The sequence below is a fragment of the Psychrobacter sp. M13 genome (genome assembly GCF_030718935.1).
In the GTDB taxonomy this organism is placed as follows: domain Bacteria; phylum Pseudomonadota; class Gammaproteobacteria; order Pseudomonadales; family Moraxellaceae; genus Psychrobacter; species Psychrobacter immobilis_G.
This window is the reverse complement of the sequence record NZ_CP132194.1, coordinates 1581500-1595353: the sequence shown is the minus strand read 5'-3', so window position 1 is coordinate 1595353 and position 13854 is coordinate 1581500. Positions and strand designations below refer to the sequence as shown.

11 protein-coding genes and 1 pseudogene are annotated in these 13854 nt (G+C 42.9%); 7 read left to right on the top strand and 5 right to left on the bottom strand.

The features are described from left to right. The first annotated feature begins 76 nt into the window (after positions 1–76). Complete coding sequence (locus Q9G97_RS06725) at positions 77–991, top strand: LysR family transcriptional regulator (protein WP_305898163.1); 915 nt, start codon at positions 77–79, stop codon at positions 989–991. Positions 992–1171: 180 nt separating this feature from the next. Here Q9G97_RS06725 and Q9G97_RS06720 read toward each other — a convergent pair whose 3' ends face one another. Continuing rightward, positions 1172–1576, bottom strand: coding sequence for a hypothetical protein (locus Q9G97_RS06720; protein ID WP_305898162.1), 405 nt, complete (start codon positions 1574–1576; stop codon positions 1172–1174). Positions 1577–1859: 283 nt separating this feature from the next. Between Q9G97_RS06720 and Q9G97_RS06715 the strand changes: the two genes are divergently transcribed. Continuing rightward, positions 1860–2507 carry a hypothetical protein gene (locus Q9G97_RS06715; protein WP_305898161.1) on the top strand — a complete coding sequence of 216 codons (648 nt, stop codon included), beginning with the start codon at positions 1860–1862 and terminating at the stop codon, positions 2505–2507. A 358-nt stretch (positions 2508–2865) separates the two neighbouring features. Here Q9G97_RS06715 and Q9G97_RS06710 read toward each other — a convergent pair whose 3' ends face one another. Beyond that, positions 2866–3453 (bottom strand): TetR/AcrR family transcriptional regulator, encoded by a 588-nt coding sequence (locus tag Q9G97_RS06710; RefSeq protein ID WP_305898160.1) that lies wholly within the window; start codon positions 3451–3453, stop codon positions 2866–2868. Positions 3454–3620: 167 nt separating this feature from the next. Here Q9G97_RS06710 and Q9G97_RS06705 point away from each other — a divergent pair, with 167 nt between their 5' ends. Continuing rightward, complete coding sequence (locus Q9G97_RS06705; protein ID WP_305898159.1) at positions 3621–5084, top strand: FAD/NAD(P)-binding protein; 1464 nt, start codon at positions 3621–3623, stop codon at positions 5082–5084. An 89-nt stretch (positions 5085–5173) separates the two neighbouring features. Further along, positions 5174–6256, top strand: coding sequence for a DUF2855 family protein (locus tag Q9G97_RS06700; RefSeq protein WP_305898158.1), 1083 nt, complete (start codon positions 5174–5176; stop codon positions 6254–6256). Between the two features lie 100 nt (positions 6257–6356). Here the strand turns inward: Q9G97_RS06700 and Q9G97_RS06695 are convergent, their stop codons facing one another. Further along, positions 6357–6998 (bottom strand): GDSL-type esterase/lipase family protein, encoded by a 642-nt coding sequence (locus tag Q9G97_RS06695; protein WP_305900235.1) that lies wholly within the window; start codon positions 6996–6998, stop codon positions 6357–6359. A gap of 327 nt (positions 6999–7325) precedes the next feature. On the opposite strand from Q9G97_RS06695, the pseudogene Q9G97_RS06690 reads away from it, so the two are divergent. From Q9G97_RS06690 to Q9G97_RS06680, 3 genes and pseudogenes are all read left to right on the top strand, one after another. Continuing rightward, a pseudogene (locus tag Q9G97_RS06690) lies at positions 7326–8888 on the top strand (circularly permuted type 2 ATP-grasp protein); the annotation flags it as partial. Between the two features lie 845 nt (positions 8889–9733). Then, positions 9734–10519 carry a transglutaminase family protein gene (locus Q9G97_RS06685; RefSeq protein WP_305900234.1) on the top strand — a complete coding sequence of 262 codons (786 nt, stop codon included), beginning with the start codon at positions 9734–9736 and terminating at the stop codon, positions 10517–10519. A 40-nt stretch (positions 10520–10559) separates the two neighbouring features. Then, entirely contained in the window at positions 10560–11300 is a 741-nt protein-coding gene (locus tag Q9G97_RS06680) for a peptidase (protein WP_305900233.1), read from the top strand. A gap of 232 nt (positions 11301–11532) precedes the next feature. Here Q9G97_RS06680 and Q9G97_RS06675 read toward each other — a convergent pair whose 3' ends face one another. Then, complete coding sequence (locus Q9G97_RS06675) at positions 11533–12510, bottom strand: EamA family transporter (RefSeq protein WP_305900232.1); 978 nt, start codon at positions 12508–12510, stop codon at positions 11533–11535. A gap of 53 nt (positions 12511–12563) precedes the next feature. Then, positions 12564–13754 carry an MFS transporter gene (locus Q9G97_RS06670; protein ID WP_305900231.1) on the bottom strand — a complete coding sequence of 397 codons (1191 nt, stop codon included), beginning with the start codon at positions 13752–13754 and terminating at the stop codon, positions 12564–12566. Between the last annotated feature and the right edge of the window lie 100 nt (positions 13755–13854).

The window sequence follows — 13854 nt, the reverse complement described above, 5'->3', positions numbered from 1 at the left end:
ATAATAGCAATCACTATTGCTTTTATGGCAATAATAAAATAAAAATACTTAGATATTTAGTGGTTGGAGAGCTCAGTTGGATCAGTTACGTGCAATACGTTATTTCTGTAAAGTTGTCGAAACAGGTAGTTTTACCAAGGCTGCAAAAGTGTTTAATGTGCCACCATCATCATTATCGAGACGAGTGTCAGATTTAGAAAAAACATTGGGAGCCACATTATTAAAGCGCTCAACGCGAATGGTCAAACTGACCGAAGTAGGGCAGGTCTATTATAATGACGTGCAGCAGATACTCAGTCAACTAGAGCAAAGCAAAGAGACTGTTCGTAGCTATCAGACTACACCAATGGGTCGTTTGCGTATTAGCTCGATGGTAGGTTTTGGAGAAAAAGTAGTATTGCCGATCTTAGATGAGTTTAGTGCTTTGTACCCACAGATTGTATTGGATGTCAGTTTGAGTGATGAGTTGTCGACATTGGGACGCGATGATGTCGATATCGCTATTCGTGGTGGTTACGCACCAAATGAGCGAGTGATTGCGATCAGGCTTATGGATAATGGCTTTATTCCAGTCGCCGCACCAAGCTATTTTACAAAGCATGGCATGCCAAGCACTGCCATGGAGCTCAAAAATCATAGCGGTCTGTATTTTAAAACCCCAACAGGGCCAACGCCGTGGTTATGTTATATAGAGGATCAGTGGCACGATGTGTCAGGGCCTGCGGTTGCCATCTCCAACAATGGCGCTTGGCTTGCCAAAAAAGCTTGCAATGGTGAAGGTGTTTTTATGTCAACTCGTTGGGCGTTAGCATCTTATCTTGAATCAGGCGCACTACAAGAGCTGATATTTGAGCACGATTTGGCCATCACACAAAATGCTGATATGGCGGTTTATTTGCTTTACCAAAAACAGCGCTATCTAGTACCAAAGGTAAAAGCGGCAGTGGACTTTTTAGTTGAGAAGATAACGACCATCGATATAAACGGTTAACTAATATAGAGTCTATTTAACATAATATACATTATGCGAAAACAAACCAATAGCTTTGAGGTTATTCAAATTCCAGTTAACTATTAGAGTTTGCGCCATATTAAGACTTTACGTATGTAATTTCACATAATATCTCAGCTCGTAGATATCTAAAGTAATTCTGAAATTCACGCCGACTATCTAAACGCAGTTTTTTATAAGATAACTTTTTAACGTGCGACTACCATATATATCTTCATCTAACATCACGTCAGCAATTTTACATTCTGCTTTTTCATCGGTACTGGTACACGCCAGCTCATAATAAATATTACTGCCTTGCGCTAAGCTGACTTTGACTAAGCCTTGCTCAGTGACAGCAAACTGCTTGTCTTGGCTATAGTCAGGATCTTGCGAATCCCACAAGATATCATGACCAATATTGCAGCTTATCTGTTCTCTATCAAAATATGCTTGCTCAAGCGCAAATGCGGCTATTAGCTCCGCTGTGCTATATTCCAATAATACAGGTTTTTCGCTAAATCCTTCTACACTGATATCTTGCTCATACATTTGGCTAATGGTTGCTATCTTAGCTGTGTCCATTGTTATAAATTGCTTATTATTGCCAACAGCCGAACTGGTCATCATTGTTATTAATAACAATACTAGCCGAAGCCTCTTTATCAATAAATATATCATTTGCATAATGTTCTCCTAAACGACATCATGACTACTTATAGCTAACCTTTATTTAAGCATAACTATGTGCATTGTCGACAGTAATAAAATTATTACTGTCGACAATGAATGACACCACTTATCGATCATTCTCACCCCAATATAACAATACATTATGCTTTTTTATATATTTAAAAGGAATACTTTTATGATTTCATTCTCTCGCTCATCTTTAGCTATTACAGCTAGCTTGGCACTATTGTTAACAGTAACAGGCTGTCAGTCGCTACCTAGCAATACTGCACCTACTGAGCAAAACAGCTCGCCAGACACTTCAAATGATCCCATGACCACAAATCAATCCCTGACTGAACAAGCGCTTGGCATACAATCTGCCCTCGCCAATAAAGACTATGCCAGTATTATCAGTGATATCCACCCGACACGTGGCGTACGCTTTTCGATGTACGCCTATGTCCGTCCTCAGTCCGATAAAGTCTTTAGTCGTGCGCAGTTCACTCAGTATCTGCAGCAGTCCAATATCCGCTTCACGTGGGGTGAAAAGGACGGTACAGGTGAGCTGTTAGTCACGCCACTACCTAAATACTTGGAGACGTGGGTTAATGCTAAGCAATTTGATAACCAGCCGACCATTAGCGTTAATGACTCAAAAGCTATCGGCAATAGCATCAATAACTTAAATCAGGTCTATCAAGACGCTGATTTTGTTGAGTTTTATCATGGTGGCAGTGAGCAATATAGCGGCATGGACTGGCGCGCAATGCGCTTGGTGTTTGATGAATATCAAGGGCAGCGCTACCTAGTGGCTATTATCTCAGATCAATGGACAATATAGTCGTTTGGCTGGCAAGCGTTACAAAAAGGAAAAGGCAGCGCACTGTGTAACTCGTATACTGCCCTTTTCGCTTATTACTTTAAAAAAGATAAAATGCTTTGCCTAAAGACATAGCTTACAAACCGACATAATACAAACAAAATCAATAACTTAATTTATATCCATCTTATCTATTTGCTGCATAACCTCTGCCGTCAAACTCAAGGCGGAGATGGTATTTACATAATGCAAGAATCGTAAAACGTACACTTATAGTCCTCTACAAAGCATTCGTCTGTAAAATCATCTATAAAATATTCGCTTACTAAAACAGTCATTTTCTAAGAAAAACGATTTTGTATATTTTGAATAACTCACTTTAAGCCGACTGTTTTGCCGCGTCCAATTGATTAACGACGACTCGCAGCGCCATACGTTTCCAATCAGGATTCTTATTGTGCGTGAGCGCGACATGATGACTGATGCTGACATAGCCATGTACTATCGCCCAAATATCTAACGCCAATTGCCGACATTCAGATGAGCTTGCCGAATTGTCTAAATAAGAGCCGGCTACTCGAACCAACTTCGCAAAGGCCGTGTCGCGAGCTGCGATCGCTTCCTCTGATGGCGCGTAACCGGCGTCCGCCTCGCCAAAGATAAGTCGATAATGCGCTTCGTGTTGCTCACCAACATTAAGATATCCTAAACAAGAGGCCAATACTTGCGCTTTACTTGCCCGCTCATCATCAGCGAGCACGCACATCGCATCGCGGACATAATTGAAGCCTTCGATATATAGCGCGTCCAATATACCTTGCTTGCCTTGAAAGTACTTATAAATACCGATCGTTGATAATCCTGCGCGGCTTGATATAGCACGGACGCTTAGGGCCGCACCGCCGCCTTCTAAGAATAAAGCTGAAGCGGCGTTTAGTATTTTTGTTCTAGGATCTACTGTACTCATTGGACTCTCGCTATGTTTTGACGGTTATAAGCTATTTTGGCATTATCTACAAGTATAATTGATAAAAGCTTGACAATTATAACAGTGTTATCTTAATATATAACACTGTTATTTAACAACACTTGTTCGTTAATTATTCGTTTACTCACACAGGATGCAAAGACGCTATGCCTATTCAACATGTAGAGACTGATTATTTGATTATTGGCAGCGGCGCGGTTGGAATGGCCTTTGCTGATACATTGCTGAATGAGACCAATGCCAATATCATCATTATCGATCGTCATCATAAGCCGGGTGGACATTGGAATGATGCGTATTCGTTCGTGACGCTACATCAGCCCTCCTCCTTTTATGGGGTAAGCTCACGCGAGCTGTGCAATGGTACTGTCGATGAGGTTGGCTTAAACAAAGGCTTAGCGGAGCTGGCAACTGGCGATCAAGTGATGGCCTACTATGATCAGGTCATGAAGCAGACGTTTTTGCCGAGTGGCCGCGTTCAGTACTTCCCTATGTGTGAGTATGATTATGACAGTGAGAACGCAGATGACGGCGTCGCTACCTTTAAGTCAATATTGTCTGATAAAGAGTATCAAGTTAAAGTTAATAAAAAAATTGTCGATGGTACTTACTTTAAAACCTCTGTCCCCTCAACGCATACGCCAAGTTTTACAGTTGCCGATGGGGTGCAATTTGAGCCGCTTAACAACTTACCAAATATAAATACCCTGCGTGATGGCTACGTCGTAATTGGCGGCGGCAAAACAGGTATCGATGCGGTACTTTGGTTACTAGAGAATCAAATAGAGCCTGATGATATCACGTGGATAGTCTCAAGAGATGGCTGGCTACTCGATCGCAAAAACGCACAGCCCTCGCGTGAATTTTTTAACGATACGATGGGCGCGCAAGCAGCACAAGCGGAAGCTATTGGCGAAGCTGAAAACATGGACGATCTATTTAATCGATTAGAGCAAGCAGGCGTGTTGATGCGTATTGACCCCGACGTCAAACCGCAGATGTTTCATGGGGCGACTGTCAGCAAAGACGAGCTTGAACAATTACGCCGCGTCAAAAACATCGTACGTAAAGGCCGAGTGACCAGCTTGGACGTTGACAAGATTGCTTTTGGTAACAGTGGGGAAGATAGCATTGCAACCACTGCCAATACGATGCACGTTGATTGCTCCGCACGCGCGGTACCGGTCTCCGATATCTATAGAGTGTTCAAAGGTAATAAGATCATAGTGCAGACCGTACGCTCTTATCAGCCGGTATTTAGTGCCGCGTTCATCGCTCATATTGAGGCAAGCTATGACGATGAAAAGACCAAAAACGAGATATGCGGCGTTGTGCCACTACCAAATCATGATACCGATTGGCTCATGGGCATCATGGCGCAAATGCGTAATCAGCAGCGCTGGGCCAAAGAGCCTGAGATACGCGATTGGCTGATTAATAATCGCTTGGATGGCTTTACCCGACTAGTCCAACCGAGCAGTGAGATGACGCCAGAGCAAGGCGCCACCTTGATGCGTATCAAATCGGCAATGCCAAGAGCGGCAGCGAATATGCCAAAGCTCGTCGGCGAAACCATGCAAATTATGGCAGCGCGTCACGCAAAGGCTTAGAGTTTTGTCAGCTTACAAGCGTCTTTATGACTTTATCAAGGTGCTTGTAGGTTATGATAAACGTTGAACCATAATAAAAGGACAAAGTCATGCAGGAATTTCAAACTAATAAAGCAGATTTGGCCCAATCGCGTGTAGTTGAAGCACCCGCGCAAACGATCAGCGACTTAGAGGTACTAGTCAAAGTCGATCGCTTTGCTTTTACCGCGAACAATATCACTTATGCGGTCATGGGCGATCAACTGCGCTATTGGCAGTTCTTTGCGCCAAACGGTGACGACCCTGAGCAATGGGGTATCATTCCGGTCTGGGGCTTTGCGGATGTCGTCGAGTCAAACTGTGCAGATCTACCTGTTGGTGAGCGTCTATTTGGTTACTTCCCGCCTGCCAATGAGCTAGTGCTTAAGCCTGCTCACATCACCAAGACGAGTATGATGGATGCCAGCGACCATCGCTCGCACCTGCCGCCAGGCTATAATTTATATCAGCGCGTCAATCATGAGCGTGGCTATGATCGTGCTAATGATAATTCACGTATGCTGCTATTCGTGCTGCACTTAACCTCGTATTGCTTGCACGATTTGCTTGAGAGCAATCACTGGTTCGATGCCGAGCAAATTATCATCATTAGCGCCTCAAGTAAGACCAGTACAGGGTTGGCTTATGGCCTCATTAATGATGACAACGCGCCTGCAGTGATTGGTCTGACCTCAGCGCGTAACGTTGACTTTGTGAACTCAATCAACGCTTACGATAGTGTGCTCAGCTATGATGATCTAGAACAGATTGATGCCAGTAAACCCACAGCTATTATCGATATGTCCGCCAATACCGATGTGCTCAGTCGCTTGCATACGCATTTAGGTGATAACATGCGTTATACCAGCAATGTCGGTGCGACCCATTGGGATGAGCCGCGTCAGGTCGAGGGTATTATCCGTGAGCGAAGCCATCCGTTCTTTGCGCCGAGTCACATTCAGCATCTAATAAAGCAATTAGGTATGGAAGCATTCAATAAGCAGTCCATGCGTTATGTAATGCACAGCATGGCAAAAACCAATGAATGGTTGCAAATTAAGCAGCTCAATGGCGTTGAAGGATTATCCAAAGTATACGCTGAGGTATGCGCGGGCAAGATACCTGCCGATGAAGGATTAATCGTTGTGATGTAGCTATCACCGTCAAGCTTAACGCTTTGTTTTAAGGGATACGAATAAAAAGGAGCGCTTATTGATTAAGTACTCCTTTTCGCATCTAAAAGCAATATAAAGTTTAACGCGCTACGCCATTTTGTTGTAAATACGCGTACAACCCCTCTGCAAAGTAGCGATAGCCTGCGGCATTGGCATGAATTTGGTCGGACTTAAGCGCATTGTTAGAGATCACCTCAGACCAGCGCTTGCTATATAGCGGTACGTTTTCGCTCTTGGCGATACTGGCATAGATTGGATTGTCGCTGGCACGACCGAACAGTGCACTGGCGCTAAAATAAGGCTGTGCGATTAGGATAACGTCAATATTGGCGGCTTTTAGCTGCTTGACAGCCGTTGTGATATTAGCCGCTGTAACCTCTGACGGTACTCGGCGCAGTACATTATTACCACCGACGCTCAGTAATACCAAATCTGGATTTTGCGCGATAACAGTATCAATCCGCCACAGTACATTGGCTGAAGTATTACCATTGACACCGGCATTGATGATTTTCCAACCGGTCATATCTGCTAACACCGCAGGATAAGAAAGGTCTCTATCGACGCTATAACCGTAAGTGAGTGAGTCCCCTAATGCGACAACATTACTGCCTGTCGGTAAGACAAGCTCAATGACATCCTCATTATTACTACAGCCGTTTAGGCTGATAATAGCTATTGCAACAGTAGCTGATCTTATAAACGAATAACAACTGTGCATAGTTACGTTTACCCCTTTACTTGTCTTAATTCACGTTTATTAACATTGATTTTATAGCGCTTCTTTATTATCAGTATATTTTGACATTGAGCTATAGATAATGATCGTGCAAGTGCTTATATTATTCGTAATGATTGTTTTAATTATCGTTTAGATTGTAACTTTAACGTTATTAAATTATCAAACTCATGTTGTGCATAAGCCTATAGACGCGGTATAGTCGAGGTCAGACATAGGATATGTGATCAATTAAAACAGCTATAGGACTCAGCACTATTAGTCTATAGTCCTTAGTCAATAACTCTATCAAGGATGCGTGAGGTATTTATGAATAAAAAGACCCAAACTCAAAAACAGACTCAATCTGCAACAGATACTCAAACTTCAGCCGACAATGGCACTCAGGAGCAAAGTCAATCTACAGCCGCTGCAACTAAGAATAGTCCTAAAAGCGCTGGCAAAGACACGCAAAAACCCACTAAAAAACCAAGCTTCGATGAGCTAATCATTAGCGAAGGTCAGTATCGGCCTGTCGCCAAAACCGTTGGTAATTGGCTAGACACCATCAATATGGACGCGCTCAATCATCTTAATGAGCAAGCCGAAAATATCTTTTATCGTAAGGGTGTCACCTTTACGGTTTATAGCGACGCTAAGAATATTGAACGGATGATCCCTTTTGATATTATTCCACGTATTATCGCCGCTAGTGAGTGGGAGATCATTGAAAAAGGCTGTAAGCAGCGTATTACTGCATTAAATGCCTTTTTGCATGACATCTACCACGAGCAAGCTATTATGAAAGCAGGCGTCGTGCCTGATAGTTACGTCTATGCTAGTGGCTGCTATGAGCCATGGATGATGGGTATTGAGCTGGATAAGCCTATTTATTCGCATATTAGCGGTATTGATTTGATCCGTGATGAGGATGGCACATTTTGTGTATTAGAGGATAATCTGCGCACGCCCTCTGGCGTCTCTTATATGCTGGAGAGCCGTAATATCTCTGAGACGCTACTATCTGAGATGTTCGATCACACCCCTATTCTAGGGATTAGTGATTACCCGATGCGTCTCAAAAAATGTCTTGCCAGCTCGACGAGCAAATACGATCCGCAAATTGTAATCTTGACCCCAGGGCGATTTAATAGTGCTTATTACGAGCATGCGTTCTTAGCGCATGAGATGAATGTGCCACTGGTACATGGTTATGATCTAGTGGTTGAAGACAGCAAAGTCTACATGCAAGGCATACGCGGTAAAGTACAAGTCGATGTGATCTATCGCCGTATCGATGATCCGTTTATTGACCCATTAGCGTTTGAGTCCAGCTCTATACTGGGCGTATCAGGGCTGATGAGCGCTTATCGTGCTGGCAATGTCGTCATAACTAATGCGCCAGGCACAGGTGTCGCTGATGACAAAAGTCTTTATCCTTTTGTACCTGATATGATTAAGTTTTATTTGGATGAAGAGCCAATACTGCCCAATATCCAAACCTTTCAATGCCGTAAACCAGACGAGCTCAAATATGTCTTAGATAATTTAGATAAGCTGGTAGTCAAAGAAACGCAAGGCTCTGGTGGCTATGGCATGCTTATTGGCCCAACCTCCACTAAAAAAGAGATTGAAGACTATCGTGTTCGCTTACTTGAAAACCCAGCAGGCTTTATTGCGCAGCCGACGATTTCGCTTTCAACCAACCCTACTGCTGTCGCTGATGGTATCGCGCCGCGACATATCGATTTGCGCCCCTTTATCCTCAGTCACGGCGATGGTTCAGTAGATATCGTACCAGGTGGTTTGACCCGTGTCGCGATGGTTGAAGGCTCACTGGTGGTCAACTCATCGCAGGGCGGTGGTATCAAAGACACTTGGGTTATTGATGACAGCAGTGCCAATGACAATGTTAATACTAATGCTGGCAAGCCAGACCATGCGCTTGAAAAAAACCTCTCAAGTCACTCCGAATACTTTGATCGTGCGCAGCCTATAGAGGCAGGTTATGAGCATTTAGATGATGCGCCTATGATCTTGCTACTCTCAACAGCCAGTCATTTAATTTGGCTTGGTCGTTACAGTGAGCGTCTTTATTATTATGACAACATCATGAAACAGATAATCAAAGGCGATCTCAAAAAATCGCAAGTACAGCATCTGATCACGCATTTAGGCTTTGAAGCTGATGCTGACGAATCACTTAAAGTTATGAAAGCTCAAATCATGATTAATCTTGAGCAGACTATCATCCCTAATGTCATACAGTCGATTGAGGCCAACGTCCAAGAAGCCAAAGGGGTACTAGGTAAAGATACTGCAGAGCTCTATAACTTAATTAAGCGCCTCTCAAGCGCAGGTACTTATCGTGCTGCCACCTTACAGCTGTACGCTTGTAATGCTGCTATGAAGCAAGAGCATGCAACCGTGACTTGCTTTTGGCAGTTAGGGCGTCAATTTGAGCAATTAGAACGCGCAGTATTACTGGATGAGGACTCGATGGAAATTAGTCTACAATTTAAGCATTGGATCAATGAGTTACCTGAGAATACGCGCTGGCGTGAGCTAATCCGTCTGACCAATCAGATGATCAGATCTAAACGCTTTAGTGATTTTGGCTTAATCAGCAAAGAGTTCAATCTTATCTTGCGTCAAGGTGTCTAATGACTTTAATGAATGAGATTAGAGAATAAACTGCAGATATATAAGACATAATAAAATACCAATAGGAAGAGACTATGAAACTTCAAATCAGTCATCAAACCAATTACTATTACGATGAGCTGGCGCAGCGTAGTGTGCAGTATATCCGTATGACGCCTATGCAGCTATCCCATCAAGTTATTCACCGCTGGGATGTTATGCTACCCAAAGTGGCCACCAATCAAAAGGATGGTTTTGGTAATGATTGGCTCACCTTGAGTCGTAACGAGGCACACAATAACCTACAGATGCAAGCCTCAGGCATCGTCGAAATCGATACCGATACTGAGCGCCTACAAGACATGGATCATGTGCCCTATTTGCTATTTACAGTGCAGACGCCCTTGACCAAGTGCTCACAAGAGATGCGCGACTTCGCTGCGCCGTTCTTGAAGAATGTCACTCATGATAGTCTCAAAACTATGGCTAATGAGCTGATTATGAAGATGCCTTTTGTGAAGAACGTAACCCATGTTGGCACCACGGCTGCTGAGTCTTTTGCCACTAAAGGGGGCGTGTGTCAAGACCATACCCATGTGTTTATCAGTATGCTGCGTGATAAGCAGATTCCAGCACGTTACGTGTCAGGTTACCTATATGACGATACCGAAAACCACATGGCAAGTCATGCGTGGGCTGAGGCTTACTTAGATGGCTACTGGTACACTTTTGACATCTCCAACCAAGCGTTTCAGCCTAACTCGCATGTCTATGTGGCGATCGGTCGCGATTATCTAGATACCGCACCAGTACGCGGAGTGCGCATGGGCGGCGGTTACGAAAATCTTTACAGTCAAGTCCTTGTCACTAGGCTATCATAGCGTCCGCTATTTTTATTTATGTTCATTACTAAGGGTTTCTATGACTTATTGTGCCGCCGTTCGTTTAAAGGATGGCATGGTTTTCGCTAGTGATACTCGCACCAATGCTGGCGTTGATCACATCTCAACCTTCAAAAAGCTCTATCATTATGGTATTGAAGGCGAGCGCTTTATGGTACTCCAAACCGCAGGTAGCTTAGCTACTTCACAGGCAGTATTTACCAAATTGCAGAACGATATCGACCAGCGTGCTGAGAGTAATCTAAACACAGTCTTGAGCCTATTTGATGCGGCGCAAATGGTTGGTGAATGCATGCGTAATGTCATGAACCACGCCAAACAAGTCGCCAACGCGAATGTTGATGGTCAATTTACTAGCTCATTTATGCTGGGCGGTCAGATAAAAGGTCAGCCTGCTGAGCTATATAAGATTTATCGTGAGGGCAACTGTATCAAGGCCACCGAGGATACGCCATTCTTTCAATTAGGTGAGAGCAAGTATGGCAAGCCGATCCTTGATCGCTCTATTGATTATGAGACCGATCCTAGACATGCGGCGCGCGCGCTAATGCTGTCGTTTGACTCAACGATAAACTCCAACCTATCTGTGGGTATGCCGATAGACTTTATGCTCTATGAAAACGACAGCCTAAAAATCCCCAAGGGTCGCCGTATTGATGAGCGTGATGAGTATTTTAATACTATCCGTCATCAGTGGGCAGACGCCCTGCGTAAGACTTTGGTTGAGCTACCTAAGTGTCCTAAAGGTTATTGGGATTAGACTTTAAGTTCCAGAGACTTAAATTAAGTTGAGCGCTTTATTATTAACACTCTCGAAAACAGCACAGTAAAAACCCAGTCAACGCTAAGCGTTAATTGGGTTTCTGTTTTAGAACTAGCTGTTGTTTAATCTACTTCATAAAATGAATTTCAGGCGTAGGGTGCACTCCATCGCACCAGAATTCAGAGTTAAAAGGTGTCATTGTCGGTGCGTAAAACCCACTTTACAGAAGCTACTTTTTACTAATGATAAATATTTTTTTGATAAACCCTACCTTCACATTAGCCAGTACCAATCCCGATAATATCAATACCATCGCTAGCATCTTCCACCATGTCACCTGCTCGCCCGTGAGCAACACTGAGGTCGCCATACCAAATATAGGCACTAGCAGGGCAAACGGCATAACTTTAGAGGCAGTATTTTGCGCGAGCAAATGCGCCCATAGTCCGAAGCCAATCAGCGTTGAAATATACACAATAAATCCAAGCGACAACCAAGACTTAAGCGATGCTTGTGTAAAGGTAGCTAGTTGCCAGGCATCACTCTCAAATATAAGTGACACTACAATTAAAATCACACAAGCAATCAGACCACCCCAAACGACTAATGCTAAAGCCGTTACTGCTGATGCTTTATTTCCTACAGTATTAGGCTGAACATTAGATACGCCTGCCTTTTGCTGCATAGTCTTCGTAGCGGCTTGCCTAGATACTTGTTTTGAGACCTGCTTTGAGGCGATGTTGCCAAAGCTCCAACCTATTGCCGCAATCAAGATGCAGATAAAGCCGATCAGCGGCATGTCACCGCCAAGATTTAGCGCAATCACACTCAGCCCTAGGACACCGACTAGCATACCGATAATCTGTATGCGACTGACCGCCTCACCTAGCATTAAATACGCAAGTAATACGGTGATAAATATCTGCAGCTGTAGCACCAACGCGGTCAATCCTGCTGATGCACCCAAATGCATCGCCGTAAATACAAAGGCATACTGCATAACAAAAGTACCGATAGCATAGATAAATAAGCTACGATTAAATTTTGGTGGTTTCAAAAACAAAACTAGTGGTATGGCGGTAAAGAAAAATCGCATCGCAGTGAGCATCAATGGCGGAAAACTCTCAAGGCCCCAAGCGATAAAGGTAAAGTTCACCCCCCAAATGAAGGTCACCAGTATTGCTAAGGCAATATGTACAGAAATCATAAATTATCCAAATCATTAATGTCTTAGAGCGTCAAAGCTATTGTCCTGATGAGTTAATAGCCACGTTTTTTGAATATCAATACAGATGCGATAAAAAGGATAGATATCGAAATAGAAAAAATAAAGAAAACTAAATTAGTATCTATCCAGCCAAAATAGCTCAATATAGGCGCAGGAAGAAAAGCGCCTAAGGTTGCAAAAAAAGCAATGACCGTTTCATTAATTCCTTGGAATTTTAACCTCTGCGCGCCTTGAATATTACTCAGCAGTGTTGAGCCTCCTGAATAAGTAAAATTCCAGCCAACGCCTAAGATAATCAAAGCAATATTAATAAAAATGGTATCGTCTAAAAGAACGGGCAGTAAGCAAGATATAGAGATTAAAACAAAGCCCAATATGATGGTGTTGACGCTATTGATGAAGTTAATGAGCTTGGCTACAAAAAACGAAGGCAAAAACATAGCCAGTACATGCATTTGAATAGCGTAGGAGGCATAATCAAAAGAATGGCTTTGCTTTAAGAATAATGACGACGCTATCATCATAAGATTCATAATGTAATAGCCTAAAGCGCCGCCCAATACAGCAATGACAATAATATACTTTTTGACTTCTATAGCATTAGCGACAGGCGTTTTTGTTTTTACAATGCTCTTATCATGATGAGCTTTTGCTTGATTCCAAAAATAAATAATGATAAATAAAATAATGGCAAGCACGGATAAAGCCAGATAAATAAGTGAGTAATCAGGTAAGTCTGACGCTTTAGCTAAATTGATAGCTAGTAATGGTGCGACTATCGCGGCAAACACCCCACCTGAGATGACCATTGAAGTGGCTTTGGGGACGAGCTCACCACTTATACTATCTGTAGCGGCAAACCTATAAAAGTTAGCGGTTGATATAAATAACCCTAATAGAAAATGACTGATACATAAGTAAAAAAAGTTATGATCTATTAAAGATAAAAACCCTATGATGCCTGATAAAAACAAAAAGCCAATACCTGCATTAAAAATCCGATATCTACCAAATGCCTTCATAAGTTTTGAGAACATAACGGTGCTTAGTAGAATGGCTAAAAACTGTAATCCATAGGGAATAGTAGCGTAACCAATACTTGGCGCCAAAGACAGCCCAATAAGCGCTGCAACAGTTACCGATAGCACCGCTGTCGTTAGATTGATACTTTGACCAATTAATAAAAAATAGACGTGGTTGGGTAGTTTGTTATTGATTTGCATATATAGGCCTTGTGCAGAGCTAACTTTTAACGACCAACTTTGAGAGGATGATTATAGACCTAAGGCACAATGACTTATACTGCTACTTATACTGTTATAA

Excerpts from the sequence above, each read along its gene's own strand:
- Q9G97_RS06710 (WP_305898160.1), bottom strand. The coding sequence starts at position 3,453 with ATGAGTACAGTAGATCCTAGAACAAAAATACTAAACGCCGCTTCAGCT.
- Q9G97_RS06695 (WP_305900235.1), bottom strand. The coding sequence starts at position 6,998 with ATGCACAGTTGTTATTCGTTTATAAGATCAGCTACTGTTGCAATAGCT.
- Q9G97_RS06675 (WP_305900232.1), bottom strand. The coding sequence starts at position 12,510 with ATGATTTCTGTACATATTGCCTTAGCAATACTGGTGACCTTCATTTGG.
- Q9G97_RS06700 (WP_305898158.1), top strand. The coding sequence starts at position 5,174 with ATGCAGGAATTTCAAACTAATAAAGCAGATTTGGCCCAATCGCGTGTA.
- Q9G97_RS06705 (WP_305898159.1), top strand. The coding sequence starts at position 3,621 with ATGCCTATTCAACATGTAGAGACTGATTATTTGATTATTGGCAGCGGC.
- Q9G97_RS06670 (WP_305900231.1), bottom strand. The coding sequence starts at position 13,754 with ATGCAAATCAATAACAAACTACCCAACCACGTCTATTTTTTATTAATT.
- Q9G97_RS06720 (WP_305898162.1), bottom strand. The coding sequence starts at position 1,576 with ATGGACACAGCTAAGATAGCAACCATTAGCCAAATGTATGAGCAAGAT.
- Q9G97_RS06715 (WP_305898161.1), top strand. The coding sequence starts at position 1,860 with ATGATTTCATTCTCTCGCTCATCTTTAGCTATTACAGCTAGCTTGGCA.
- Q9G97_RS06685 (WP_305900234.1), top strand. The coding sequence starts at position 9,734 with ATGAAACTTCAAATCAGTCATCAAACCAATTACTATTACGATGAGCTG.
- Q9G97_RS06680 (WP_305900233.1), top strand. The coding sequence starts at position 10,560 with ATGACTTATTGTGCCGCCGTTCGTTTAAAGGATGGCATGGTTTTCGCT.